The organism is Stenotrophomonas chelatiphaga, from assembly GCF_032054965.1.
GTDB classification, from domain to species: Bacteria; Pseudomonadota; Gammaproteobacteria; order Xanthomonadales; family Xanthomonadaceae; genus Stenotrophomonas; species Stenotrophomonas chelatiphaga.
Genome location: NZ_DAMBRS010000021.1, coordinates 13014 through 38406 on the forward strand (window position 1 = coordinate 13014; position 25393 = coordinate 38406).

The following is a 25393-nucleotide window of genomic DNA, read 5'->3' on the forward strand; positions in this document are numbered from 1 at the left end:
ATCAATCCAGGAAAAGATCCGGCAGCAGCGGATGCGCAGGATCCACCGCATAACCTGAAAGATCGGTCACGCCGGCCGCGGCAAGCACCTCGTCGTCGAGCAGGAACTGGCCGTGGAAGCCGGCTGCTTCGCGCACCAGCACCGCGTGCGCGGCGTCGGCGACGATCTGCGGCGTGCGGCAGCCCTGCACGTCCACGCCCGGGATCATGTTGATCGCATCGGTGGCGATCACCGTGCGCGGCCACAGCGCATTGACCGCCACGCCGCGTGGACCGAACTCCGCCGCCAGCCCCAGCGTGACCAGGCTCATGCCCATCTTGGCCAAGGTATAGCCGGTATGCGGCCCCCACCACTTCGGGTCCAGGCTGGGCGGCGGCGCCAGGCTCAGGATGTGCGGGTTGGGGGCCTGCAGCAGGTACGGCAGACAGGCCTGGGCGCACAGGAAACTGCCACGCGCGTTGACCTGCTGCATCAGGTCGAAGCGCTTCATCGGCGTTTCCAGCGCACCGCGCAGCCAGATCGCACTGGCGTTGTTGACCAGGATGTCGATGCCGCCGAAGGTATCCACGGCCGCGGCAACCGCCGCCTGCACCTGGTCTTCCTCGCGGATGTCGCACTTCAGCGCCAGCGCCTGCCCGCCCGCGGCGGTGACCGCTTCGGCCGCACTGTGGATGGTGCCGGGCAGCTTCGGATTGGCCACCGAGGACTTGGCCGCGATGGCCACGTTGGCGCCATCGCGCGCCGCGCGCAGCGCGATCGCCAGCCCGATACCGCGCGATGCGCCGGTGATGAACAGCGTCTTGCCTTGCAGGTTGGACACCACGGTTCTCCTGGTCACCGGCCAACGCCGATGCTGCATTATGCCCGCGACCCGGTCGGCCCGGCCGCAGTGCGGACTCAGGGCTTGGGGCCCTGCCCTTCGTTGTCTTCCCAGTGCAGGATGCGCCGGGTGACGAAGCGGTAGACCGGCTTGCCGGTGGCGAACCACAGCTCGCGCACCCACGAGGTGCGCTTGAGCACGCGTTTTTCCACCGGGGTCAGCGATTCACGGCAGTACATCCGCTTGTGCTTGAGCAGGTGGCGCAGGTCTTCGCGCGCCAGCAGGCGCATCCAGCGTCCACGCGGATGGCCGATCACCGCCAGCTGGAAATCGATCAACGCCGGATGCCCGTCTTCGGTCACCAGCCAGTTGGCTTCCTTGGCCAGGTCGTTGTGCGCCACGCCGCGCCGATGCAGTTCCTGCAGCAGCCGGCGCGCATCATGGAACCAGGCCACGTCGCCGCGGGGCGGACGCTGGTACATCGCATCGCCTGCCATGAAGCTGCGGTCCAGCCAACGGCCGTCCCACGCCAGCAGTTTCGGCACCGCCCGCATGCCGTCGATATGACGCAGCGCGCGCGCTTCGCGTCGCGCCAGCCACCAGGCCGGCACCCGCAACCACAACGGGGTGGCACCGAGGTCGCGACGCACGAAGCGGCCTTCGGCGTGCTGCACCAGCAGGATGCGGCCGAAGCTGTCTGACTTGAGCGCGTGCTGCGCGGGCGTGCGGGTATCTGCCATGGCCCATTCTAGGCGATCCACGTTGGCACGATCAGCCGGCATCAAGCAGGCAACCAGTCACCTGCACGCCTTTATAATCCGGCGATGGACTCTTCATGGATCGACGCCACCCTCGCCTGGATTGCCGCCAATCCGGTGCTTGCCGGTGCAGCCATCTTCCTCATCGCCTTCTGCGATGCGGTCATCATCCTCGGTGCCATCGTGCCCGCCCTGCCGCTGCTGTTCGCGGTGGGCGTGTTCATCGGCCTGGGGCAGATCTCCGGGCCGTATGCCGTGGCGTGTGCGGCGCTGGGCGCGTTCGCCGGTGATGGCATCAGTTACTGGATCGGCCGGCGCTGGGGTGACCGGCTGCGCGGGGTCTTCCCTTTCAGCCGCTACCCGCAGTTGCTGGACCGCGGCGAAACGATGTTCCGCCGCAATGCCTTCAAGAGCATCCTGGTGGCCCGCTACGTAGGCGCCATCCGCCCGTTCGTACCGGCCATCGCCGGCATGATGAAGATGCAGGCCAGCCGCTACATGCAGGCCAGCGGCATCGCCAGCGTGTCATGGGCGGTGTTGTTCCTGTTGCCGGGCTGGGTCCTGGGCGGCGCGTATGACGCGGTCGCCGCGGTCGCCGGCCGGCTGGTGGTGGTGGTCGGCCTGCTGTGCGTGATCCTGGGCCTGGTCTGGGCGATCGTGCTGTACGGCTACCGCTGGTCGGCCGCGCGCATGGATACCTGGCTGGCGCGGCTGCTGGACTGGTCTCAGCGCCATCCCACGCTGGGGCGTTACTCGGTGTCGGTGTTCGATCCGCAACGGCGCGAGTCGGTGCCGCTGGCGATGCTGGCGCTGATGCTGCTGGTGCTGGGCTGGTGCTGGTTCGCGCTGCTGATGGTGGTGGTGGCGCACGGCGAACCGCTGCGCATCGACCTGGCCGTGCACCACGCGATGCTGGCACTGCGCAACCCGCTGGCCGACTACCCGATGGCCGCGCTGGCCTCGCTGGGGGCCTGGCAGGTGCTGCTGCCGGCCACCGCGGCCGGCATGGGCTATCTGGTCTGGCGCCGGCGCTGGATGGCCGCCGCGCATTGGCTGGCCGCGCTGGCCTTCGGCCTGGCGCTGACCATGCTGCTCGGCGCCACGGTGGACGTGGTGCGGCCGCCGGATGCCAGCAGTGGCTTCGGCTTCCCGTCGGTGTCGGTGACCATGGCCACCATCACCTTCGGCTTCTTCGCGGTATTGATCGCCCGTGAACTGCCCGGGCGCACCCGCGTGTGGCCGTACCTCGTGTCCGGTTTCGTGGTCAGCCTGATCGGCTTTTCGCGCATCTACCTCGGCGCGCACTGGCTGAGCGATGTGATCGGCGGCATGTTGTTCGGGCTGTTCTGGCTGCTGGTGCTGGGCATCGCCTACCGCCGCCGCTTCAACCGTTCGTTCTGGGTCAAGCCGGTCGCCTGGCTGTTCTACGGTACTTTCCTGGTGGCGGCGCTGTGGTACGCGCCGCGCAACATCCCGGTCAAGCTGGAACGCTTCGAACCGCACCAGGCCGCCCCGGCGCCGCTGCTGGCCGAACAGTGGTGGCAGCAGGACTGGCAGACCATGCCGGCGCGCCGCAACGAGTTCGACGATGACCAGCGCTGGCCGCTGGACGTGCAGGTGGCCGGACCGCTGGCGCCGCTGCAGGCCCGGCTGGAATCGCAGGGCTGGAAGGTACAGCCGCAGGCCGGCTGGGAACAGGCGCTGCTGATGCTCGACCAGGACACCGGCGCCGACGCCCTGCCGGTGTTGCCGGCCACGCTGGATACCCAGGTGGAAAGCCTGCTGATGGTGCGTGACGGCGAGCGGCCGGACGAGCGCCACGTGCTGCGCCTGTGGCCGGCGACCAAGGTGCTGCAGCCCGGCGATGTCCCGCTGTGGCTGGGCAGTGCGCAGACGCTGCGCTTCACCCGCCACTTCGAGTGGATCGGCATGTGGCATCCGCTGCGCGGGATCGACCCGGCGATGTCGGCGGTGAAGGCATCGGTGGACGGCCTGCCGATGCAGGAAGGCGTGCATCCCGAATCGGGGCTGCCGGTGCTGCGCCTGCGTACCGAATAACGCGTCAGGCGTTACGGGATCCAGCCCAGCAACAGGTCCAGCCGCGCATGCACGTCATCGATCTGCAGCAGCTGCAGCCGCTGTGATTCTTCCAGCGGCAGCAGCTGCGCCAGCTGCCAGCCTACCCAGGACGCCTGGTCGAGCAGCCCCGGCGTGGCCGGTGCATAGTCCTCGCCGGCCTGTTCGATGATGTGCTGCAGCAGGGTGGACAGCAGCGCGTGCTGCGGACGCAGCTCGTCATCGGTATCCGGCGCGCACCAGCGCACCTCGCCGACCACCAGCCCGTTGTCGCGGACCCGGGTCTGCTCCACATGGAAGCGCCGCGCACCGCGCAGCCGCAGCTGCAGCACACCGTCGCTGCCCATGTCGAAATCATCCACCCGGGCTTCCACGCCGAACGCCGCCGGCACCGCAGGCGCCCCCACTTCATCGCCCTGCAGGATCAGGCACAGCCCGAATCCACCGCCGTCGCGGCTCGAATCACGCAGCATGTCCAGGTAACGCCGTTCGAACACGCGCAGGCCGATGCTCGCGCCCGGCAACAGCACCGCGTGCAACGGAAACAACGGCAGCGTCGCGACCGCGCTCATGACGCCTGCAGCTGCGCCAGGAAGCGCCGCGGCGCGGCGTCGAAGCCGCCATTGGACATGAACACCACGTGGTCACCGGCTTCGGCCAGGGCGTCCAGATAGGCCAGCAAGGCATCGGTGTCGGCCACTGCCAGGGCCTGGCCGCGTACGGCGTCCATCACCGCGGCGGCATCCCATTCCAGCCCGGGCCGGTGCAGGAACACCACCGCATCGGCCAGCGCCAGCGAAGGCGCCAGTGCCTGCGCATGTGCGCCCAGCCGCATCGAATTGCTGCGTGGCTCCATCGCCACCACGATGCGCGCATCGCCCACTCTGGCGCGCAGGCCTTCAAGGGTGGTGGCGATGGCCGTGGGGTGATGCGCGAAATCGTCATACACGGTGATGCCGCGCGCCTGGCCGATCACTTCCAGCCGGCGCTTGACGCTGTGGAAGCGCGACAACGCCGGCAGCACGTCGGCCAGCACCACGCCCACGGCATGTGCGGCAGCCAGCGCAGCCAATCCATTGAGCACGTTGTGGCGGCCCAGCAATGCCCAGTGGACCTCGCCCACGCGCTGCCCGCGATGATGCACCACGAAGGCGCTGCCATCGGCGCTGAGCAGTTCGGCATGCCATTCCAGCGCAGGCTGGAAACCGAAGCGTTCCACCGGCGTCCAGCAGCCCATCGCCAGCACTTCGGCAAGGCGCGCGTCCTCGCCGTTGACGATCAGCCGTCCGCGTGCCGGGACGGTGCGCACCAGATGGTGGAACTGGCGCTGGATCGCTGCGACGTCCGGGAAGATATCGGCATGGTCGTATTCGAGGTTGTTGAGGATCGCCACCAGCGGCCGGTAGTGCACGAACTTGCTGCGCTTGTCGAAGAAGGCCGTGTCGTACTCGTCGGCTTCGACGACGAACTCACGGCCCTGCCCCACGCGGGCGGACACGCCGAAATCCTCGGCGACGCCGCCGATCAGGAAGCCGGGCGCGCGACCGGCAGCTTCCAGCAGCCAGGCCAGGATGGTGGTGGTGGTGGTCTTGCCGTGGGTGCCGGCCACGGCCAGCGTGTCGCGGCCCGGCAGCACCTGCTCGCTCAGCCACTGCGCACCGGAGATGTAGCGCTGGCCGGCATCGAGCACGGCTTCCACCGCCGGATTGCCCCGCGAGAGTGCATTGCCGACCACCACCTCGGTGGTACCCGGCGGGACGCTGTCGGCGCGATACCCCTGGTCCAGCTGTATTCCCAGCGTTTCCAGCTGGGTCGACATGGGCGGATAGATCGCCTGGTCGCTGCCGCTGACGGCATGGCCCAGCTCGCGCGCCAGCGCGGCCACGCCGCCCATGAAGGTGCCGGCGATTCCAAGAATATGTACGTTGCTCATGACCCGCATTGTTACCGATCGACCCGGCGATGGGCCATCCTGCACAGCAAGGCGTCAGATAAATCCGACACCGGGCTCAGACAAAGCCAATGGCGTGTCAGGGAAATCCTGATAGCGGCAGCCTATGAAGATCGACACAATTCACGTCGCCAGCCGCAGTTCCCAACCGGTCCTACTCCCCAAGAGGCCATCCCCATGGGAGCTCACGCTGCGGGGCCCTGAGCAAGCCCACCGCTGGCTTTAAAATGACACAGGCCTGGTCCGGAGGGACCAGGCCTGTGTTTTTCAGGCGCCAACCGCACGCCTCGCCGGCCTCAGCCGGCCTTCGGCAGCACCGCGTGGATGCGCGCTTCGACTTCTTCCAGCTCGCCGATACCATCCAGGCGCGCCAGGGTGCCGCGTTCGGCATAGAAATCGACCACCGGTGCGGTCTGCTGGGTGTAGACCTGCAGGCGCTGGCGGACCGCGTCCGGGCTGTCATCGGCGCGACCCTGTTCCTTGGCGCGGCCGGCCAGGCGCTCGATCAGCTGATCGGCGTCCACGTCCAGCTGCACCACCGCATCCAGCGGCTGGCCGATGTCCGCCAGCACGCCATCCAGCGCCTCGGCCTGGGCCACGTTGCGCGGATAGCCGTCCAGGATGAAGCCCTTGGCCACGTCAGGCTGGGACAGGCGCGAACGCAGCATGCCGAGCAGGATGTCGTCGGACACCAGGTTGCCGGCATCCATCACCGCCTTGGCCTGCTTGCCCAGCTCGGAACCGGCGGCCACTTCGGCGCGCAGCAGGTCGCCGGTGGAAATGTGGGCGATGCCGAGCTTTTCCTTCAGGCGCGTTGCCTGCGTACCCTTGCCCGAACCGGGCGGCCCCAACAGAACCAATCGCATCTAGCTGACTCCAACGTGTTGAAATTCATGAACGTACGGCGTCCGGACGGACCGGTATCGCTGCACCGCAATACCCGCACTTTACCGCATCCGGGTAATGTCCCTGCAATGTCCCTGTCCCGACACGAGGTTCCGATGCGCCAAGGCACCCTGCTCTACGCCCAGTCAGGCGGCGTCACCGCCGTCATCAACGCCACCGCCTCGGCGGTGATCCAGGAAGCCCGCGCCCGCGGGGTCAAGGTGCTTGCCGCGCGCAACGGCATCCTCGGCGCGCTGCGCGAAGAGCTGATCGACACCTCGCGCGAACCGATCAGTGCCATCCGCGCGCTGGCGCACACACCCGGCGGCGCCTTCGGGTCCTGCCGTTACAAGCTCAAATCACTGCAACAGGATGCGGCCCGTTACGACCGGTTGCTGGCGGTGCTGCAGGCGCATGGCGTGCGCTGGTTCCTGTACAACGGCGGCAATGATTCGGCCGACACCGCGTTGAAGGTGTCCGAACTGGCGCGCGAGCGCGGGGTCGAACTGAGCTGCATCGGCGTGCCCAAGACCATCGACAACGACCTCGCCGTGACCGACACCTGCCCCGGCTTCGGTTCGGCCGCCAAGTACACCGCGGTATCGGTACGCGAGGCAGCACTGGATGTCGCCGCCATGGCCGAAACCTCCACCCGCGTGTTCATCTACGAAGCGATGGGCCGCCACGCGGGCTGGCTGGCAGCGGCGGGCGGGCTGGCGGGCAGCGGACCGAACGAGGCTCCGCAGGTGATCCTGTTGCCCGAACGCGCCTACGACGAAGCGGCCTTCCTGGCCAAGGTGCGCGCGGTGGTCGATCAGGTGGGCTACTGCGTGGTGGTGGCGTCGGAAGGCATCGCCACGGCCGATGGCACCTTCGTCGCCGACGCCGGTGGCGGCAAGGACTCCTTCGGCCATACCCAGCTGGGCGGCGTCGCTGCGCACCTGGCCGGCCGGGTCAAGGACCAGCTGGGTTTGAAAGTGCACTGGACCGTGCCCGACTACCTGCAGCGCTCGGCCCGCCACATCGCATCGAAGACCGACTGGGAACAGGCGCAGGCGGTGGGCCGTGCGGCGGTGCGGTTGGCGCTGGCCGGCCACAACGGGGTGATGCCGGTGATCGTGCGCAGCAGCGACAAGCCCTACCGCTGGAAGATCGAATCGGCGCCGCTGGAGAAGATCGCCAACCATGAAAAGAAGATGCCGGCCAGCTTCATCCGCAAGGATGGCTTCGGCATCACCGACAAGGCCCTGGCCTACCTGCAACCGCTGATCAAGGGCGAAGCCCCCCTGCCCTACGGGCCGGATGGGCTGCCGAAATACGTCACGCTGAAGAATGTCGGCGTCAAGAAAAAGCTGGAGCCGTTCGACGCCTGAGGCGGATGCCTGTCGCGCCGAGCGTGGCCCGGCGCGACCGGTTCTACGGGCAGGCCTTGCCTTCCATCTGCAGCTGCGCGGCGAACATCGTCACCTGCGGGATCTTGCCGCTGCTGGCCTGCTTCTTGGCGTCTTCCAGATAGATGCGCGACTGTCCCTGGCCGTCGCGTTCGGTGGCCGGCGCCACCGGCAGCCGCCACACCCGCACCACCGCCTGCTGGGCGGGACACGCCGCCGACGGCACGCGGATCACGTCGTTGAGCTTCCATCCCTTGGCCTCGCTGGGCTGCGCCTTGGCGTAATCGACGAAGCGCGCGCGGGGCTGGCACTGCTCGCTGCTGCGTACCGGTGCGAAGCGGTAGGGCTGCGCCGCATCGCCGGTAAAGGCGCCTTCCAGGCGGGCGCAGGCTTCGGGAATCTGGCGCAGCGTATGCACCGCCCCGACCGCCTGCGCCGAACCCACCGCACGCTGCAGCTCGGGCGTTTCCACCGCCAACGCAGGCAGGGCCGGGACCATCAGGGCCATCATCAGCAGGGGCAGGCGCATCGGTGTTCTCCACGACAGTAATGGCCGCACGGTCGCAGAGCCTGGCTTAACCGCGTGCAAAGGCTGGCGCCTGCTGGCCCCGGACCGCATACTGCGGCCACCAGGGAATGCTGAACACCGCCATACGTCGGACGACCATCATGGTCTGTTACGGGTTGGTTCCAAGGCTGCAGCCCGTCGTCCCCCTCGTGGTGAAGTTCACCACCGCTGGATGTTCTTTCATCCACACCGGGAGAGGTCATGCTGGAACGTCACGGGCTGTCACTGGCGCTGCTGTGCGCCGTCATCGCAATCCTGTTCGGAATCATCTCGGCGCGCTGGATCCTGCGCCAACCCAGTGGCAACGCACGCATGGCCGAGATCGCCGGCGCGATCCAGGAAGGCGCCCGTGCGTACCTCAACCGCCAGTACCTGACCATCGGCATCGCCGGCGCAGTGCTGTTCGTGCTGGTCGGGATCTTCCTGAGCTGGTACACCGCCATTGGGTTTGCGATCGGCGCGGTGTTGTCCGGTGCCGCCGGCTACATCGGCATGAACGTCTCGGTGCGCGCCAACGTACGCACCGCCGAAGCGGCGCGGCACGGCATCAGCGCGGCGATGGACGTGGCGTTCCGCGGCGGTGCCATCACCGGCATGCTGGTGGTCGGGCTGGGACTGCTGGGCGTTGCCGGCTACTACGCCATCCTGCTGCGGCTGGGGCTGGACGTGGCGCAGGCCCTGCACGCACTGGTGGGACTGGCGTTCGGCTCGTCGCTCATTTCGATCTTCGCGCGCCTCGGCGGCGGCATCTTCACCAAGGGCGCGGACGTCGGCGCCGATCTGGTCGGCAAGGTGGAAGCCGGTATTCCCGAGGACGATCCGCGCAATCCCGCGGTCATCGCCGACAACGTCGGTGACAACGTCGGTGACTGCGCCGGCATGGCCGCCGACCTGTTCGAAACCTATGCGGTGACGGTGATCGCCACCATGCTGCTGGGCAGCCTGATGATCGCCGAAGCCGGCCGCAACGCGGTGCTGTATCCGCTGGTACTGGGCGGGGTGTCGATCATCGCCTCGATCATCGGTGCGCTGTTCGTCAAGGTGAAGCCCGGTGGATCGATCATGGGCGCGCTGTACAAGGGGGTGATCGTGTCCGGGGTGCTGGCCGCGATCGCGTTCTATCCGGTCACCACCGCGCTGATGGATGACAATGTGTTCGGCCCGTACGCGCTGTACGGCTGCGCCTTGATCGGCCTGGTACTGACCGGCCTGATCGTGTGGATCACCGAGTACTACACCGGCACCCAGTACAAGCCGGTGCAGCACGTGGCGCAGGCGTCCACCACCGGCCACGGCACCAACATCATCGCCGGGCTGGGGATCTCGATGAAATCCACCGCGCTGCCGGTGATCGCGGTGTGCGCCGCCATCTGGGGCGCACATGCACTGGCCGGGTTGTACGGCATCGCCATCGCGGCCACCGCGATGCTGTCGATGGCCGGCATGATCGTCGCGCTGGATGCCTACGGCCCGATCACCGACAATGCCGGGGGCATCGCCGAAATGGCCGACCTGCCGCCGGAAATCCGCGCCATCACCGATCCGCTGGATGCCGTCGGCAACACCACCAAGGCGGTCACCAAGGGCTATGCGATCGGCTCGGCGGCGCTGGCCGCACTGGTGCTGTTCGCCGATTACACGCACAACCTGCAGGCGGCCAATCCGGGTATCGAATTCCGCTTCGACCTGTCCGACCACGAAGTGATCATCGGCCTGCTGATCGGCGGCTTGATCCCCTATCTGTTCGGTGCGATGGCGATGGAAGCGGTGGGCCGTGCGGCAGGCGCGGTGGTGGAAGAGGTCCGCCGCCAGTTCCGCGAAATCCCCGGCATCATGCAGGGCAGCGGCAAACCGCAGTACGACCGTGCCGTGGACATGCTGACCCGTTCGGCGATCCGCGAAATGATCGTTCCGTCACTGCTGCCGGTCGCCGTGCCGGTGGTGGTCGGCCTGCTGCTGGGGCCGCGCGCACTCGGCGGGCTGCTGATCGGCACCATCGTCACCGGCTTGTTCGTGGCGATCTCCATGACCACCGGCGGCGGTGCCTGGGACAACGCGAAGAAGTACATCGAAGATGGAAACTTCGGCGGCAAGGGCAGCGAGGCGCACAAGGCAGCGGTCACCGGCGATACCGTCGGCGATCCGTACAAGGACACCGCCGGGCCGGCGATCAACCCGCTGATCAAGATCATCAACATCGTGGCGCTGCTGCTGGTGCCGCTGCTCTGAAAACAGCGACGCTGACAGCGGCGGGCGCGCTGTGATGGGCACATCCATCACATCGCGCCCGCGCCGGGTCGCGGCATAATGCCGATGACTTTTCCAGCAGAATGCCGCCAGACGATGATCACCACCGAACCGAACATGACCAACCTGTTCCTGCAGCTCGGCCTGGAAGCAGGTGAGAACGACATCCGCGACTTCATCCTGCAGCACCAGCTGCCCGCGGAGATCAAGGTCACTGCGGCCGCATTCTGGAGCGAAGGACAGCGACATTTCCTCGCCGAATCGCTGAAGTCGGACAACGACTGGGCGATCGTGGTCGATGAACTCAATGAAGCGCTGCACAGCGACGCCAGCGCGCAGGCCACCCAGGCCTGAGCCGGCTGCCACCGGATCACAGACAGTCGGTCAGTGCCTCGTAGGTGCTGACGCCGGTGCCGGGCAGCGGCGTATCCAGCGCGTCCGGCCCGCTCAGTCGTTCAAGCAATGCCGCCAGCGACGTGCCGGCCACCACCGGCAGCGGGCAGGCCCAGGTCCGCGCGTCCACCTCCGGAAGTGCGGCGGTCGGACTGACGTAGGCATAGCTGCCGGCAAAGCTCCACAGGCATCCAGCGACCATGCCGCTGCGGCTGCGAACGGCGCAGCGCAGCTGCAGTGCGCGCAGGTTGCCGTAGTCGCCTTCGCAGAAGGTATCGCCACAGATATCGTCGAAGCCCCGGACCAGCGCGCGCTCCATCACCGCGAATGCGGCTGCACCCTGGCCCGCGGCCGGGTAATCACGCGCATCCACGTGGGTACCCGGCGCGAGCCCAAGCAGCAGCAGTAGGCCGGCCACGATCATGACGGTGTCCCCGGTGCTTCCAGACATGTCCGCAGCGCGTGCAGCAGGCTGCCGGAGGCGCCGGGCAATCGCACGGCCAGCGGATCATCGACCTCCAGTGCCACGTGGAAGGCCTCCACTGCGACGCCGGGGCCCAGCGGCAGCGGGCAACGCCAGACCCGTACGTCCGGGTCGATGCTGCCCGTCGCGCGCACGCGCAGATCGCTGCCGGCGATGACCCAGATGCAGGCCGCGACCGTGGCGTCGGGCACCCGCACCGAACAGCGCAGCTGCATCGGCCACAGCAAGCGCCGTGGCAGGCACGCCTGCGCGGCACAGGCGCTCAGGAACGCGCCCGCCAGCCGGTCTTCGAGGGCGTAGAAGCGATCCCAGTTGGCCTCCGGGGCGGGATGGTCGATGAGATCGACGAAGGTCACCGGCCCCTCTGGGCGTGGCAGCGGCAGCGCTTCGGCCGCCATGGCAGTACCCGCGGCGAGCAGCAGGCCGGCGACACCGGGGCTCACAGCGCGTCCGCGACCGCTTCGCAAGTTGTTGATGGGAAACATGAATCTGACCCTCAGCAGGTGCAGCCAGCATCGCCCTGCGCGGCCACGGGGGCCATCAGGAAACCGCCGAGCGGCTGTCGCGTCCAGACCCCAGCACGCGGTCGGGCAAACGCATAAAATGCTTCTCTTTATCGCCCCCGCAACCGGAGTACACACATGGGTCTGGAACTCGTCTCCCCCGGCAAGAACCCGCCGGAAGAAATCAACGTCATCATCGAGATCCCGAAGGATTCCGAGCCGGTCAAGTACGAAGTGGACAAGGACACCGGCGCGATCTTCGTCGACCGCATCCTCTCCACCCCGATGCGCTACCCCTGCAACTACGGCTACGTGCCGAGCACCCTGTGTGGCGATGGCGACCCGGCCGATGTGCTGGTGGTGCTGCCGCTGCCGTTGATCCCCGGTTCGGTGGTGCGTTGCCGTCCGGTCGGCGTGCTGAAGATGAGCGATGAAGCCGGCAGCGACGAGAAGATCCTGGCCGTGCCGATCTCCAAGGTGTTCAGCGGCTACGCCCACGTGGAAGACATCGCCCAGGTGTCCAGCCACTGGCTGGAGCGCATCGGCCACTTCTTCGAGCATTACAAGGACCTGGAGAAGGGCAAGTGGGTCAAGCTGGACGGCTGGGCCGGCGCTGCCGAAGCCAAGGCGATCCTGGTCGAAGCCCACCAGCGTTACCTCGACGGCAAGGCCTGAGCCTTCCGGCCATCGCCCTGGCCCCCCGCCAGGGCGATGCGGTTCACGGTTCGGCCTTGTGGCACATCTCTCGTCACGCCGAATCGGTTAAATTGCGACACTTCACATCGACCATGGCCGTGCCATGGTCCGCCAGGGGAACGTGTCGTGCGCATTCTGTTTGTTGGGGACGAGGCCAGCCTACCGGCTGAGCTGAGCGAATTCATTGCCGATCTTGGGGAAGAGTGGCACACCACCACCGTTGTCGACGGCCACGCCGCGATGGCGGCCGTGGCAGGTTCATCGCTGGATGCGGTGATCGTCAGCCCCTACCTGCCCGACATGGATGCCACCACGCTGCTCGGTCAGATCCGTACGTTGCGTCCGGAAACCATCCGCGTCGCACTCATCGACGCCCAGCAGGGCAACCGCCCGCCGCCGGCGCGGCTGATCGGCATCGCCCACCGCTTCCTGCCGCTGCCGCTGGCACCGGAAGTGCTGCTGGAGGCGCTGAGCAGCCTGGAAGAACTGCGCGAACTGCTGGACAGCCCGCGACTGCGCGATGCCATCGGCCGCATCGAGAAGCTGCCCTCGCCGCCGCACCTCTACATGAGCCTGACCCGCGCGCTGGAGCACGATGACGATGCCGACAGCAACGAAGTGGCCAAGCTGGTCGCTGCCGACCCGGCCATCGCGGCCAAGGTCCTGCAGCTGTCCAACTCGGCGTTCTTCAGCAGCGGCCGCACCATTTCCGATTTGCGCACGGCGGTGACCCGGCTGGGCCTGTCGACCCTGCGCGACCTCGTGCTGGCCAGCGAAGTGTTTTCGGCCTCCACCCTGTCCGCCGCCGAGCGCAATGCGTTGCAGCAGCGTGCCCTGCTCGCCTCGCGGCTGGCCGCACGCCTGCTGCCGGCGTCCAGCGCCGAGCTCGGCGCTACCGCCGCGCTGCTGGCCGACATCGGCCTGCTGTTGCCTGGCGTGCGCAACGAACGCACCGAACCTGCCGTGCCAGGCGCCGAAGACGGTCGGCCGGGCCATGCCGAGGCGGGTGCGTACCTGCTGGGGCTGTGGGGCCTGCCGATGCCGATCGTGGAAGCGGTCGGCTTCCACCTGCAGCCGCAACGTTCGAACACCCGCAGTTTCTGGGTCACCGGCGCGGTGCATGTGGCGCTGGCGCTGGTCAACGGCGAAGCGGTGGACGAGGACTACCTGCAGCGCGCCAACGTGCTGCACAAGCTGCCGGAGTGGCGTGAGCACGCCAACGCGTTGATGGGATTGTCGCCGGCGGAGGCCTGAGCGCCACCCGGGTAACTGACATTGGACTGAGGCCCACCTCGTTCTACGCGAAGGCGGGGCGCGGTGACTGGCGGACTGACAGGGGCCGCCGAGCGTGGCTCGGCGCTACCAGCCTCCGGGCTACCGGCAAAGAAAAGGGGCGGACCTTGCGGTCCGCCCCTTTTCATTTACGCAACAGTGCTTCGATGGATCAGAAGCGCTGGGTGTACTTCATGTACAGGAAGCGACCGACATCGAAACCGCCGTAGTAGGCGAAGGCGCTGTTCGGAGCCGAGTACTGCAGTGCGCCACGGTGATCGAACACGTTGTTCGCGCCGACAGCGATGGTGGCATCCCACGGTGCGGTGTAGCTCACCTGCAGATCGTGGAAGGTGTTCGAACCGGTCTTGCGGATCGGTGCCGTCTCGCCATTCTGGAAGCGGTCCGGATCGGTGCAGCCGATCGCGATGCACGACTCCGCCATGCCCGAGTAGTAACGCGCGGTCCAGTTGACGCCGAAATCACCCTTGGTCCAACCGATGGTGGCGTTGGAACGGATGCGGAACAGGCCCGGGGTACCGACCTGACCGATGGTGATGGTGTTGCCGGCGCTGTTCTGACCTTCCTCGTCGTACGACGACAGGTAGCTGGTCTGCCAGTCGATGTTGAAGTTGCCGATCGCCATTTCCGGCAGACGGTACTTCACACCCAGATCGTAACCTTCGGTTTCGACCTTGCCCAGGTTGGCGGTGCCGTAGGTCAGCGCGGTGATGTTGCCGGCCGGCGCACGAACCACGCTGGCGCAGCGCGAGGAATCACCCAGCACGTAGCAGTCACGCAGGATGCGGTCGACGCTGTCCGGAATGATCATGTCGCTGATTTCGTACTTGTACCAATCCAGCGAGATGTCCAGGCCCTGCACCCAACGCGGGCTCCAGACCAGGCCAGCGGTGTAGCTCTTGGACGTTTCCGGGCTCAGGTTCGGGTTGGCACCCGAGATGAACTGGTCGTTGGTGGCGCACGGCAGGGTGGCGCACGGGGCGTTGCCCTGGCCCAGCTGCACGTAGTTGGCCGGCACGCCGGCGGCGGTGCAGGCGGCATTGCCGGCAACACTGCCCGGAGCGCCCACGCCGCACGGATCGATGTAGCTTTCGAAGCTCGAGCTCAGGCCACCGTACAGGTCGTTGATGGTCGGTGCGCGGAAGCCCTCGGCGTAGGTGCCGCGGACCAGCAGCTCGTCGATCGGACGCCAGGTCACGCCGAACTTGCTGTTGAGGGTGTCACCGAAGTTGCTGTAGTCCGAGTAACGGGTCGCCATGTTCAGCGACAGTTCCTTGGCGAACGGCATGTCCGACAGGATCGGCACGTTCAGCTCGAGGTAGGCCTCGTTCAGGTCGTACTCGCCACGGGTCGGCTTCTGGCCCAGGCCGGTGGACATGCCCGACTGCGCGAAGGCGTCCGGCACGTAGCTGCCTTCTTCCTTGCGGTGCTCCACGCCCACGGCGAAGCCGAGGTCACCGGCCGGCATGGTCACGATGGAACCGGCCAGGTTGGCGGTGAAGCTGGTGGTCTTGGTCTCACCACGGGTGGTGAAGGTCGGGAACAGGAATTCCTGCAGCGCCGGGTCAGCCAGCGAACCCTGGCCTGCAACGCCGTACGGCAGCAGCGGGTTCCACGGACGGCAGTCGCCCACGATCGGGTTGGCTGCGGTGCCGCAGGTTGCCACGCCGGCGCTGTTGATGAACGACGGGCCCAGGGCCTGCTCGGTGGAGATCAGGCTGGCATCACCACGCTGGGTGACGATCGACTCGTTGCGGTTGTACAGCGCGCCGACGTCCCAGTCGAAGGTCTTGCCGGCGAAGTCGAAGAAGCCGCTGATGGTCGGCGCGAAGCGCGTGGTCTTCAGCTGGCTTTCGGTGGTGCGCGGCACTTCCCACAGGCGGCGACGGAAATCGATGTCCTGGCCCAGCGGATTGAAGGCGCTGTCAGCCGACAGCGGGGTGCCGAAGGCCTGCGACTGGTACGGGTAGCCGGCGATCTGCTGGAACGTGTTGCGCTCGTTGTAGAGCACATCGGTGTTCAGGCTGATCGAGTCGGTGAAGTCGTAGGTACCGTTGATGTACAGCGACTTGCGCTCCACGCCGGTCAGCGCGGTCATCTGCTGGTTGGCGTTGGACCACTCATTCTGGGTCAGCGGGTGGTAATCAGCCGCATTCAGCGGGTTGCCACCGGCGTTCAGGGTCTGCCACACGGCCGACGCGCTTTCGCAGTTGTACACATTCGGGTTGCACCAGCTGCCGTTCTGGCTCAGTGCGCTCCAGGTGGCCGGGGTCGAGTTCGGACCGCGGTTGCCGTCCTTGCTGTACCAACGGTCCTTGGCGAAGACCGGATCGGCCTTGTTGTACTCAGCCGACAGGGTCAGGCTGCCGCGCTCGCCGGTCGCACCCAGGGTCATCGAGTACTGTTCGGTGTTGCCGTCGCCTTCGCCGTACTGACCGAAGTAGGCAGTGGCTTCGCCACCTTCCACGTTCTTGCGGGTGATCACGTTGACCACGGCGGCAATCGCGTCGGAACCGTAGATGGCCGAGGCGCCGTCCTTCAGCACTTCGATGCGCTCCACGGCGCCCATCGGGATCTGCGACAGATCCTGCAGGCCCGAGGTGGTCGCGCCGAGGCGCTTGCCGTTCATCAGCACCAGGGTGCGCTCAGCGCCCAGGTTGCGGATATCGACGTAGTAGCCACCCACGTTCTCACCCGAAGCCAGCGACTCCGAACGGGAGATCGCCGGGGAACCGGCCGAGGTCAGGTTGTTCAGCACGTCGGCGACCGAGGAGAAGCCCTGCTTTTCCAGGCTCTCGCGGCTCAGCGTCAGGACCGGCTGCTGGGTTTCAACGTTGGCTGCGCGGATGCGCGAGCCGGTGACCGAGATGCGATCCAGGTCGGTGGTGCCTGCTGCGGCTTCCTGCGCCGAGGCGAAGCTCGGGCTCAGCGCCAGCGCAATGCCGGCCGGCAGCATGCCCAGCCGCACGGCGGGGGTACGGAAATTCATGTCTCTCTCCAAGGTACGTTAGTGGCGTGTTAAAACGCCATCAAACGTTACGATTGTGTTGCGATCCTTGGTTTGCGTGATGCAGCGAGAGACTTTGCCGAATGTGGCGACAGCTTGGCGGCACTTTCACGATAATGCGACGCGGACGTACCAAAACGGGCGCGGAAGGCCCGTGCGAAGCTGCAGCAGTTGTCGAATCCGCTGGCCGAGGCGACTTCGCCGATCATCATGTCCGTATCGCGCAGCAGGTCGGCCGCGCGTTCCAGCCGCAGCCGTGCCGACAGGGCCTGCGGGCTTTCTTCGTACAGGCTCTGGAAGGTCTTGGACAGGTACCAGCTGGAGAAATTGGTCAGTTCCGCCAGTTCACCGATGCGCACCACGCGGTGGCTGTTGCCTTCCAGGTACAGGCGGGCCCGCTGCATGCGACCGAACACCTGGCGCTTGCGGCTGCGCGAGCGGCCCGGGCACCGCTGCACGGTACCGGCCATCGTGCGCTGCAGCGACGCGAGGTGCAGCAGCATCGGGCGCAGCGCCTGGGCCGGCAGGCCACTGTCCAGCGCATCGCGCCACAGCCGCAGCGCAACGCGCAGCTCGGCCGGCTTCATCAGGCCGCGGCCGGCATACAGGCCGCAATCGGCAAGCTCCATCAGCATGCGCATGGCGTCGGCGTTCAGCGCCAGGCCGATGCACAGGCCACTGCGGCCGGCCTGCACCAGCGGACGCGATTCCTTCTCGAACGCGATCCACTCGCCACGGCGCATCCGGAACCGCCCCTCCTTGGCCTCCACCCACGCACTGCCGCGGACCTGGATCCACACGGTGAAACAGCTACCGGCGGTCTGCAGGCTGCCCAGGCGGGCCACGCTCAGGCAGATCGGCGTCGCGTCATCGGGCGACTTGTCGAGGGAGATCGTTTGACCGCGATCGGCCAGGGAGAGCTGACGCATGGAGCACCACGTATTTGCCAATACAGGGTGTCTGTTTTGCCAAATGAGGCGTCAGCGGTCAGGACGTTGCGACGACTTCGTGGCGAAATCGACACGATGTCGGTACGAAAAACTTACGAAACCATTTATGGCTTTATTTTCAAAGACTTGACGAAGGCAGGGAAGACCTCGGCGGGCTGCTCGGTCAGCGGCATCACGCCGATGTCGGCGCCGTCGGTCACTGCCAGCGACACATACACGTCATTTCCGTCAAAGCTGCTGCTGAATCCATTGCCCGCACTGAGCCGGGTCGCATCCAGGCAGCGCGAAACTGCCTCGGCTCCGCTTCCGATGCGCAGCAGGCCGGAGCTGCACGTCGCCGATTCATCCAGATAGTCGACGCGTCCGCTGCCGGCCACCGACCACGCACGGTAGCGCCAGCGCGAGGGCTTGTCGGCGCTCAGCTGCTGCACGCTGGCAGGGCTCAGCGACGCATCCACCGACCACAGGCCGCTGGCGCCCAGGTGGGTGAACACCACGCGCTTCTGTTCGCCATCGAAGCGGGCCTGCGAGACGCCGTAAAGCGTCGCCAGCCGCTGCCAGTTGCGGCGGTCATACAGGCTCAACCGCGTGCGCTGGTCATCGCCGCGCTCGATCAGCAGCAGCCGGTCGGGATCATCGGTGTACAGCGCCTGCAAGGGGCGGGCGACCGGCACCGGCAGCACCCGCAGTTGTTCGTCGCGCGGCGTGATTTCATAGACATGGGGAACCCCCTGGTCGTCTCGCCCCAGCACCAGCAGATGGCGGCTGTCGGTGGACCACGCCGGAGGCTGCCGGGTATCCGGACGCAGCCCCTCGATCGGTCGCAGCGACGACGGATGCTGCAGATCCGCCCACCACAGCGCGTAACTGCCGGACCGGTCCGAAGCAAACACCAGCTGGCGATCATCGGGGGCCAGCATCGGCTGGCTGTCGCGGCTGCTGGAGGCAAACAGCCGCTGCGCGGCGGCGGGCCCGTTCACCGGCACCTTGTACAGGCCGAACTGCGCCTTGCGATGCACGAACGCCAGCAGGTTGGCCGATCTGGCCACTGCCGGCCACTGCGCGTCGTCCAGGCCGAGGTCGCGCAGCGTGCGTGACTCGCTGTCCAGTTGATACAGGCGCGCTTCGCTGTCCACCCGGCGACCGAACACGATCTGGCGGCTGTCACCCAGCCAGGCCCAGCCACGGAACTCGGCGGCATCGTCGGTCAGCTGTTCCAACGGCCCGCCTTCGGCCGGCATCCGCCACAGGTCACCGATCTGCGGGTTGCGCACGAACACCAGCCAGCGCCCGTCCGGCGAAATCCGCGGGGCGTAATCGAAATCGTCCTTGTGCGCGGCGTACGGCAACGCCTGCCAGCGCCCACTGGCAAGGTCCAGCACGCGGATCCCGCGGTGCGCGAAGACGCCCACCATGCTGCCGAACACCAGCCCGCGCCCGTCCGGCGTCCAGTCGAAACTGAGCAGCTCGGTGCCATCGCAGCGTGTCGCCTGGCGCAGGTTGCCGCCGGTGGCACTGGCGATCAGCACTTCGCAGCGGCCATCGCCAAAGAAGCGCGCAAACGCGATCTCGCGACCATCCGGTGACCAGTTCGGGAAGCGGTCCACCGCCCCATCCGGCCGCTCCACCAGGGTGCGCGCCGGCGCATTGCCGGAGGTCTGCACCTTGATCTGGCCGCCGCCCTCTTCCTCGCTGGCTTCGTAGGCGACCTGCGATCCATCCGGCGACAGCGTGGGATAGGTCTGGAAGCCCGCGCTGGCGGTGATCAACCGATACGGACGCTGTGGGCTGCCGATCACCCGCGTGCCGTTCTCCACCGCCGCATCCACCGCCGAGGGAGCCGTACTGCGATGCATCAGCATCCAGCCCATCACCCCCAGAGCCAGCACCATTGCCAGTCCGATCCCCAGCAGCACCCAACGGCGGATGCGCCGCCAGCCCCGTCGCGGGCGCACCGGCGCCAGCAGCAGCGCATCGGCGGGGATCGTCGCAGCGTCGATCGCGCCCGGCGTGGCCACCGAGGTCGCCGGCTGATCGCCCAAGGGCGGCAGGACGCCGGACGCGGCCGACAGCGGCTGCGCTGCACCAGGGTCCACCGGACTCACCGCACTCACCGCCACCAGCAGGCGGTAGCCGGTCTTGGCGATGGTTTCGATGTAGGGCGTGCCCGCTTCATCGTCGCCAGCGAACGCCTTGCGCAGCTGGGTCACGGCCTGGGTCAGCACATCGTTGGTCGGCAGCGTGTCCGGCCAGACCTCGGCGAACAGCTCATCGCGGGTGACCACCCGTCCATTGCTGCGCACAAGCACACGCAGCACGCCCACCGCCTTCGGGGTGAGCCTGCGAAGTCGCCGCGCGCCGGGCACCTGCACTTCGCGTGACGACAAGGTCACGGTGCATTCGCCGATGCGCAGGACATCTGCATCATGGAAAGGGCTGTCGCTGATGGTCATCTATCTCGAACGCGGGCGGCAGGCGGGATGCCAGCAGGCGAGCGTGAGTGACCAGAAAGGGCAATCGCGAACAGCCAGACTCTGCAAACAGCATGAACCCATAACGCAAATGAATCGAAGCGCGCGAATACTAGCCTATGCGAGTTAACCGCACATGCTGCGGCGGACATCAGGCACTCTCTCGCCCACGTATTCAGATAATCAGTTTCACTATTCGCGCCTTCCGGGGCGCGATTTTTTTATCTGCCATTCATTTTCGTTGATGCTCGAGCATGGTCAGACCGACCAGCCGGGAGACCACCAGCGCCACGTACATGACCCCGCAGAACTGCGCCAGCATTACCAATGCGCGGGCCTGGGGGTGCACCGGCACCACGTCACTGAGGCCGACGCCGGACAATAAGCTGAAGCTGAGATAAAGCAGCTCCATCCACGTGCGGAATTCGGTGTTGCTGGTGGCCAGGAAACTGCCCGGATACCACTGCTGGCAGACCGAAAACGCGAACGCGAACGCCCAGGCCAGCAAGGTAAATGTCGCACCCGCGGCGAACAGTTCGTCGCGGGTGACTTTATGGTCCTGCAGCATGTAGGCGATCAGCGCGCCGGCGGTATAGAAGTACAGCAGGCTCTCCAGCAGCTGCGCGGTGGTACCGAGCGCGGTCTTGCCGAGCAGCACCGCCGCGATGGAGAACACCACCGATGGAATGGCCAGCAGCAGGGCCAGCCAGGTGCCCAACGGGCTGCGCTGCACCACCCACAGGGCGAGCCCGAGCACCGCGATGCCGAACGTCCCCACCGCCGCCCGCCCCGCGGCGGTGTCATCCATCGCCGGGTACACCAGCACGCCCAGCAGCTGCACGCCGAGCAACCAGGCGGACGGATGGCGACGGGCGATGGCGAGCCAGCGGAGGGTGGGCGGGATGGACATGGCGCGGCCTTGGGGAACGATGGGCGGAGGATACCGGGAGGCCATGTGACGACCAACGATCGTCACCCACTGGAAGCTGCGGTCGTCATGTGGCAGGGCCTGCAGCGGACTGCCCGCGTACTTCCTGGCTGATCTTCATCGAGCAGAACTGCGGGCCGCACATCGAGCAGAAGTGGGCGCTCTTGTGCGCGTCCCTGGGCAGGGTCTGGTCATGCAGCTCCCTGGCCTTCTCAGGGTCCAGCCCGAGGTGGAACTGGTCTTCCCAGCGGAATTCGAAGCGGGCCTTGCTGAGCGCGTTGTCGCGCACCTGCGCGCCGGGGTGGCCCTTGGCCAGGTCCGAGGCATGGGCGGCGATGCGATAGGCCATGATGCCGTCGCGCACGTCCTGGCGGTTGGGCAGGCCCAGGTGCTCCTTGGGGGTGACGTAGCAGAGCATCGCCGTGCCGTACCAGCCGATCATCGCCGCACCGATGGCACTGGTGATGTGGTCGTAGCCCGGCGCGATGTCGGTGGTCAGCGGACCCAGGGTATAGAAAGGCGCCTCGCCGCATTCGCGCAGCTGCCTGTCCATGTTCTCCTTGATCAGGTGCATCGGCACATGGCCCGGGCCCTCCACCATCACCTGCACGTCGTGCTGCCAGGCAACCTTGGTCAACTCGCCAAGGGTTTCCAGTTCAGCGAACTGCGCGGCGTCGTTGGCATCGGCGATGCAGCCCGGGCGCAGCCCGTCGCCCAGCGAAAACGTTACGTCGTAGGCCTTCATGATCTCGCAGATGTCATCGAAATGGGTATGCAGGAAGTTCTCCCTGCGATGCGCCATGCACCATTTGGCCAGGATGCTGCCGCCGCGCGAGACGATGCCGGTGACCCGGCCTGCGGTCAGCGGGACGTGGGCCGCGCGCACGCCGGCGTGCACGGTGAAGTAGTCCACGCCCTGCTCCGCCTGTTCGATCAAGGTATCGCGGAACACCTCCCAACTGAGGTCTTCGGCGCGACCACCGACCTTCTCCAGTGCCTGGTAGATCGGCACGGTGCCGATCGGCACCGGTGAATTGCGGATGATCCATTCACGCGTCTCGTGGATATGTTTTCCGGTGGACAGGTCCATCACCGTATCCGCGCCCCAGCGGATCGCCCAGACCAGTTTCTCCACTTCTTCGGCGATCCCCGAGGACACCGCGCTGTTGCCGATGTTGGCGTTGATCTTGGTCAGGAAGTTGCGGCCGATGATCATCGGCTCGCTTTCCGGATGGTTGATGTTGTTGGGCAGCACCGCGCGCCCACGCGCGATCTCGCTGCGCACGAACTCCGGCGTGATCACCCGCGGGATGGCGGCACCGAAAGACGCTCCCGGATGCTGCTGCAGCAGGCCGGCGTCCTGCACCGCCTGCAGGCGCTGGTTCTCGCGGATCGCAACGAACTCCATCTCCGGGGTGATCAGGCCGGCACGCGCGTAGTGCATCTGGGTCACGTTGGCGCCTGCGCGTGCGCGCAGCGGCTGATGGCGCGTCGGGAAGCGCACCGCGTCCAGCCTCGCATCGCGTTCGCGCGAACGCCCGAACACCGAGCCCAGGCCGTGCTGCGGCCCGCTGTCGGCACGTTCTTCGATCCACTCCCGGCGCAGCGCAGGCAGGCCCGCCGCCAGGTCGATGTGTACTTCGGGATCGGTGTAGGGACCGGAGGTGTCATACACCGCCAGCGGTGCGTTCTCACCGCCGCCGAAGGTGTCCGGCGTCGGGCTGAGCACGATCTCGCGCATCGGCACCCGCAGGTCCGGGCGTGAGCCGGCCACGTGGATCCTGCGCGAGCCCGGGATCGGCCGGGTAACGGATTCGGAAAGCTGCTGCGCCTGCTGCTGCAGGTCCTCGTACGGTGCATTCATCGGGCTTCGTCCAATCAGGTTCGGGGACGAAGCGGCGGTGCAACGACGCACGCGCGCCGACCCCCGCCTGGGGCCCACGCACGGACGGCATTGCAAAGCTTCCCTACGCCGGTATGAGCCGGATCAGGTTCCAAGGGACTATCTCAACCACGGTCATCGACCGCGGTACCCCCGCTTCGGGGCGCATTACAGCACAACCCGGCTGTCGCTGCCGACACCCTGACAGGGTCGTGACGACGCGGCGGTTACCATCACGCCGCGCGTTGTCGCGCCTGCGTATGCAGGCAGATGGCCTGCCGCCGCCCTCCCCGTTGCTGGCATTACGCCGGCGATACACTGCAAGCTTCTGCTCGCTCCCTCATTCACTGATCGGAGAAGCCCCTTCATGGTGTTTCGAATTTCCATCGCACTGGTCGCTGTCCTGGTGCTGCTCGCCGGGCTCACGCCCGACGCCTTCAATTCCGTCGTGCAGACGGTACTGGCCGAAGTGGTACGCGGCGCCGGCTGGCTGTACCTGCTGGTCGTGTTCCTCGCCCTGTCCTTCCTGCTGTACCTGGCGTTTGGCCGCTTCGCCAACCTGCGCATCGGCGGCGAAGATGCCGAGCCGGACTTCTCCCGCGCCAGCTGGATGTCGATGCTGTTTGCCGCCGGCATGGGCATCGGCCTGGTGTTCTGGGGCGCCGCCGAGCCGGTCTCGCACTTCGTCAAGCCGCCGGAAGGCCTGGAGCCGATGGGCATGGAAGCGGCGCGTGCATCGATGCGCTACGCCTTCTTCCACTGGGGCCTGCACCCGTGGGCCATCTACGCACTGATCGGCCTGGCGATGGCCTGGTTCCAGTTCAACCGCAATGGCCGCGGGCTGGTCAGCGACATGCTGCAGCCGATCATCGGCCACCACCATCGCGGCTGGATCGGCCAGTTGGTCAACATCGCCGCGGTGGTCGCCACCGCGATCGGCGTGGCCACCACGCTGGGCTTCGGCACCATCCAGATTGCCGCCGGACTGGAGCGGGTGTTCGGCATCCCGTCCAACGTGCCGACCCAGATGGTGATCATCGCCGTTGCCTTCGTGCTGTACATGGCATCGACCATGAGCGGCGTGGACCGCGGCATCAAATGGCTGTCGAACTTCAACCTCGGCCTGGCGGCCTTGTTGCTGGCCATGGTGCTGGTACTGGGCCCCACCGGTTTCATCTTCGATACGTTCACCACCACGCTGGGGTCCTACCTCAACCAGCTGGTAACGATGAGCCTGCGCATGTCGCCGTTCTCCGGCAGCACGTGGGTGGTCGACTGGACGATCTTCTACTGGGCATGGTGGATCGCCTGGGCGCCGTTCGTGGGCGCGTTCATCGCCCGCATTTCGCGCGGCCGCAGCGTGCGCGAGTTCGTGGTCGGGGTGGTCATCGCGCCGACCGTGCTGGGCTTCATCTGGTTCTCGGTGTTCGGCGGTACCGCGCTGTGGTCGCAGATCTTCGGCCATGTCGACCTGGTGGCCGCGCTGGGCAATGGCTACGAAACGGTGCTGTTCACCATGTTCGACAGCCTGCCGTTGCCGCTGGTCCTGGCCAGCGTGGCGCTGGTGTTGTTGATGATCTTCTTCGTGACATCGGCCGATTCAGCGGTCCTGGTGCTGGCCAGCATGTCCACCGATGAGGCCGGTGATCCGCCGCTGAAGCGCAAGGTCGCGTGGGGCGTGGCGATTGCATTGATTGCCGCGGCACTGCTGCTGGCCGGCGGGTTGTCGGCGCTGCAGGGAATGATCACCATCGCCGCGCTGCCGTTTGCGCTGTTGATGATCCTGGTGATGGTGTCGCTGTATCGGGTGCTGGATCAGGAATGGACGCGCGAACGGCGCAAGGCGCAGCGCGCGCGGCAGATGATCGAGTCGTGGATCGAACGCGAGATGGCGGCGCAGGAAGAGACGCGGCAGGAAGCCGGGCGCGCGGCTGAGCGCGACTGACGTGGCGTGTTGGGTGGGTTGCCGGGCTTGCAGCCCGGCGCCTGCTTTGAAGCGACGGCGTCACGAGCAACAGCGTGGAGATGTTGGGTTGGTGGGGCGGGGTGGGTTGGCGGGGGACGGCAGAAGCCGCATCCTGCGGGCCTCG

20 protein-coding genes and 1 riboswitch are annotated in these 25393 nt (G+C 66.9%); of the genes, 7 read left to right on the forward strand and 13 right to left on the reverse strand.

The window, feature by feature from the left end; genetic code table 11:
* Position 1: 1 nt before the first annotated feature.
* Both RTX79_RS17615 and RTX79_RS17620 read right to left on the reverse strand, forming a co-directional pair.
* Positions 2-820 carry an SDR family oxidoreductase gene (locus RTX79_RS17615; RefSeq protein ID WP_312685096.1) on the reverse strand — a complete coding sequence of 273 codons (819 nt, stop codon included), beginning with the start codon at positions 818-820 and terminating at the stop codon, positions 2-4.
* Positions 821-897: 77 nt separating this feature from the next.
* The gene (locus RTX79_RS17620) at positions 898-1560 is read right to left on the reverse strand and encodes a serine/threonine protein kinase (RefSeq protein WP_312685098.1); all 663 of its coding nucleotides are present in this window, start codon (positions 1558-1560) and stop codon (positions 898-900) included.
* Positions 1561-1644: 84 nt separating this feature from the next.
* On the opposite strand from RTX79_RS17620, the gene RTX79_RS17625 reads away from it, so the two are divergent.
* Positions 1645-3636 carry a bifunctional DedA family/phosphatase PAP2 family protein gene (locus tag RTX79_RS17625; RefSeq protein ID WP_312685100.1) on the forward strand — a complete coding sequence of 664 codons (1992 nt, stop codon included), beginning with the start codon at positions 1645-1647 and terminating at the stop codon, positions 3634-3636.
* An 11-nt stretch (positions 3637-3647) separates the two neighbouring features.
* On the opposite strand, the gene RTX79_RS17630 is transcribed toward RTX79_RS17625, so the two are convergent.
* From RTX79_RS17630 to RTX79_RS17640, 3 genes are all read right to left on the reverse strand, one after another.
* Entirely contained in the window at positions 3648-4226 is a 579-nt protein-coding gene (locus tag RTX79_RS17630; protein ID WP_057509171.1) for an LON peptidase substrate-binding domain-containing protein, read from the reverse strand.
* Positions 4223-5587, reverse strand: coding sequence for a UDP-N-acetylmuramate:L-alanyl-gamma-D-glutamyl-meso-diaminopimelate ligase (gene mpl, locus RTX79_RS17635; protein WP_428696035.1), 1365 nt, complete (start codon positions 5585-5587; stop codon positions 4223-4225). The genes RTX79_RS17630 and mpl overlap by 4 nt, the downstream gene beginning before the upstream one ends.
* 314 nt (positions 5588-5901) lie before the next feature.
* Positions 5902-6471, reverse strand: coding sequence for an adenylate kinase (locus RTX79_RS17640; RefSeq protein WP_057509172.1), 570 nt, complete (start codon positions 6469-6471; stop codon positions 5902-5904).
* Positions 6472-6606: 135 nt separating this feature from the next.
* On the opposite strand from RTX79_RS17640, the gene RTX79_RS17645 reads away from it, so the two are divergent.
* On the forward strand, positions 6607-7863 hold the full coding sequence (locus RTX79_RS17645; protein ID WP_312685104.1) for a 6-phosphofructokinase: 1257 nt from the start codon (positions 6607-6609) through the stop codon (positions 7861-7863).
* Positions 7864-7906: 43 nt separating this feature from the next.
* Here the strand turns inward: RTX79_RS17645 and RTX79_RS17650 are convergent, their stop codons facing one another.
* The gene (locus RTX79_RS17650) at positions 7907-8410 is read right to left on the reverse strand and encodes a hypothetical protein (RefSeq protein ID WP_428696036.1); all 504 of its coding nucleotides are present in this window, start codon (positions 8408-8410) and stop codon (positions 7907-7909) included.
* Positions 8411-8650: 240 nt separating this feature from the next.
* Here RTX79_RS17650 and RTX79_RS17655 point away from each other — a divergent pair, with 240 nt between their 5' ends.
* Both RTX79_RS17655 and RTX79_RS17660 read left to right on the forward strand, forming a co-directional pair.
* On the forward strand, positions 8651-10678 hold the full coding sequence (locus tag RTX79_RS17655) for a sodium-translocating pyrophosphatase (RefSeq protein WP_312685106.1): 2028 nt from the start codon (positions 8651-8653) through the stop codon (positions 10676-10678).
* A gap of 114 nt (positions 10679-10792) precedes the next feature.
* Positions 10793-11050, forward strand: coding sequence for a DUF2789 family protein (locus tag RTX79_RS17660; RefSeq protein ID WP_057509176.1), 258 nt, complete (start codon positions 10793-10795; stop codon positions 11048-11050).
* 16 nt (positions 11051-11066) lie between these two features.
* Here the strand turns inward: RTX79_RS17660 and RTX79_RS17665 are convergent, their stop codons facing one another.
* Together RTX79_RS17665 and RTX79_RS17670 are read right to left on the reverse strand one after the other, a co-directional pair.
* On the reverse strand, positions 11067-11513 hold the full coding sequence (locus tag RTX79_RS17665) for a hypothetical protein (protein WP_312685108.1): 447 nt from the start codon (positions 11511-11513) through the stop codon (positions 11067-11069).
* Positions 11510-12058: a hypothetical protein gene (locus RTX79_RS17670; RefSeq protein ID WP_312685110.1), complete on the reverse strand. Its 549-nt coding sequence runs from the start codon at positions 12056-12058 to the stop codon at positions 11510-11512. Before RTX79_RS17670 ends, RTX79_RS17665 begins: the two co-directional genes overlap by 4 nt.
* A gap of 156 nt (positions 12059-12214) precedes the next feature.
* Here RTX79_RS17670 and ppa point away from each other — a divergent pair, with 156 nt between their 5' ends.
* On the forward strand, positions 12215-12751 hold the full coding sequence (gene ppa, locus RTX79_RS17675; RefSeq protein ID WP_042614993.1) for an inorganic diphosphatase: 537 nt from the start codon (positions 12215-12217) through the stop codon (positions 12749-12751).
* Positions 12752-12898: 147 nt separating this feature from the next.
* Positions 12899-14026 (forward strand): HDOD domain-containing protein, encoded by a 1128-nt coding sequence (locus RTX79_RS17680; RefSeq protein ID WP_312685115.1) that lies wholly within the window; start codon positions 12899-12901, stop codon positions 14024-14026.
* Between the two features lie 190 nt (positions 14027-14216).
* On the opposite strand, the gene RTX79_RS17685 is transcribed toward RTX79_RS17680, so the two are convergent.
* From RTX79_RS17685 to thiC, 5 genes are all read right to left on the reverse strand, one after another.
* Positions 14217-17054 (reverse strand): TonB-dependent receptor, encoded by a 2838-nt coding sequence (locus RTX79_RS17685; protein ID WP_312685117.1) that lies wholly within the window; start codon positions 17052-17054, stop codon positions 14217-14219.
* Between the two features lie 47 nt (positions 17055-17101).
* Positions 17102-18001 (reverse strand): helix-turn-helix transcriptional regulator, encoded by a 900-nt coding sequence (locus tag RTX79_RS17690; protein ID WP_312685118.1) that lies wholly within the window; start codon positions 17999-18001, stop codon positions 17102-17104.
* 125 nt (positions 18002-18126) lie between these two features.
* Entirely contained in the window at positions 18127-20475 is a 2349-nt protein-coding gene (locus RTX79_RS17695) for a winged helix-turn-helix domain-containing protein (protein WP_312685119.1), read from the reverse strand.
* A 250-nt stretch (positions 20476-20725) separates the two neighbouring features.
* Positions 20726-21403 carry an ion channel gene (locus tag RTX79_RS17700; RefSeq protein ID WP_309689535.1) on the reverse strand — a complete coding sequence of 226 codons (678 nt, stop codon included), beginning with the start codon at positions 21401-21403 and terminating at the stop codon, positions 20726-20728.
* 85 nt (positions 21404-21488) lie between these two features.
* Positions 21489-23285: a phosphomethylpyrimidine synthase ThiC gene (gene thiC / locus RTX79_RS17705; protein ID WP_428696037.1), complete on the reverse strand. Its 1797-nt coding sequence runs from the start codon at positions 23283-23285 to the stop codon at positions 21489-21491.
* Positions 23286-23367: 82 nt separating this feature from the next.
* Positions 23368-23468, reverse strand: a riboswitch (TPP riboswitch).
* A gap of 202 nt (positions 23469-23670) precedes the next feature.
* On the opposite strand from thiC, the gene RTX79_RS17710 reads away from it, so the two are divergent.
* A complete protein-coding gene (locus tag RTX79_RS17710; protein WP_312685121.1) occupies positions 23671-25248 on the forward strand; it encodes a BCCT family transporter in 1578 nt (525 codons plus the stop codon).
* Positions 25249-25393 lie beyond the last annotated feature (145 nt).

What these genes read in the sequence shown, in the direction of transcription:
- RTX79_RS17685 (WP_312685117.1), bottom strand. Translation starts at nt 17,054, where the DNA reads ATGAATTTCCGTACCCCCGCCGTGCGGCTGGGCATGCTGCCGGCCGGC.
- RTX79_RS17660 (WP_057509176.1), top strand. Translation starts at nt 10,793, where the DNA reads ATGATCACCACCGAACCGAACATGACCAACCTGTTCCTGCAGCTCGGC.
- RTX79_RS17655 (WP_312685106.1), top strand. Translation starts at nt 8,651, where the DNA reads ATGCTGGAACGTCACGGGCTGTCACTGGCGCTGCTGTGCGCCGTCATC.
- RTX79_RS17695 (WP_312685119.1), bottom strand. Translation starts at nt 20,475, where the DNA reads ATGACCATCAGCGACAGCCCTTTCCATGATGCAGATGTCCTGCGCATC.
- RTX79_RS17625 (WP_312685100.1), top strand. Translation starts at nt 1,645, where the DNA reads ATGGACTCTTCATGGATCGACGCCACCCTCGCCTGGATTGCCGCCAAT.
- mpl (WP_428696035.1), bottom strand. Translation starts at nt 5,587, where the DNA reads ATGAGCAACGTACATATTCTTGGAATCGCCGGCACCTTCATGGGCGGC.
- RTX79_RS17650 (WP_428696036.1), bottom strand. Translation starts at nt 8,410, where the DNA reads ATGCGCCTGCCCCTGCTGATGATGGCCCTGATGGTCCCGGCCCTGCCT.
- thiC (WP_428696037.1), bottom strand. Translation starts at nt 23,285, where the DNA reads ATGAATGCACCGTACGAGGACCTGCAGCAGCAGGCGCAGCAGCTTTCC.
- RTX79_RS17670 (WP_312685110.1), bottom strand. Translation starts at nt 12,058, where the DNA reads ATGTTTCCCATCAACAACTTGCGAAGCGGTCGCGGACGCGCTGTGAGC.
- RTX79_RS17645 (WP_312685104.1), top strand. Translation starts at nt 6,607, where the DNA reads ATGCGCCAAGGCACCCTGCTCTACGCCCAGTCAGGCGGCGTCACCGCC.
- RTX79_RS17690 (WP_312685118.1), bottom strand. Translation starts at nt 18,001, where the DNA reads ATGCGTCAGCTCTCCCTGGCCGATCGCGGTCAAACGATCTCCCTCGAC.
- ppa (WP_042614993.1), top strand. Translation starts at nt 12,215, where the DNA reads ATGGGTCTGGAACTCGTCTCCCCCGGCAAGAACCCGCCGGAAGAAATC.
- RTX79_RS17710 (WP_312685121.1), top strand. Translation starts at nt 23,671, where the DNA reads ATGGTGTTTCGAATTTCCATCGCACTGGTCGCTGTCCTGGTGCTGCTC.
- RTX79_RS17700 (WP_309689535.1), bottom strand. Translation starts at nt 21,403, where the DNA reads ATGTCCATCCCGCCCACCCTCCGCTGGCTCGCCATCGCCCGTCGCCAT.
- RTX79_RS17640 (WP_057509172.1), bottom strand. Translation starts at nt 6,471, where the DNA reads ATGCGATTGGTTCTGTTGGGGCCGCCCGGTTCGGGCAAGGGTACGCAG.
- RTX79_RS17620 (WP_312685098.1), bottom strand. Translation starts at nt 1,560, where the DNA reads ATGGCAGATACCCGCACGCCCGCGCAGCACGCGCTCAAGTCAGACAGC.
- RTX79_RS17630 (WP_057509171.1), bottom strand. Translation starts at nt 4,226, where the DNA reads ATGAGCGCGGTCGCGACGCTGCCGTTGTTTCCGTTGCACGCGGTGCTG.
- RTX79_RS17665 (WP_312685108.1), bottom strand. Translation starts at nt 11,513, where the DNA reads ATGATCGTGGCCGGCCTACTGCTGCTGCTTGGGCTCGCGCCGGGTACC.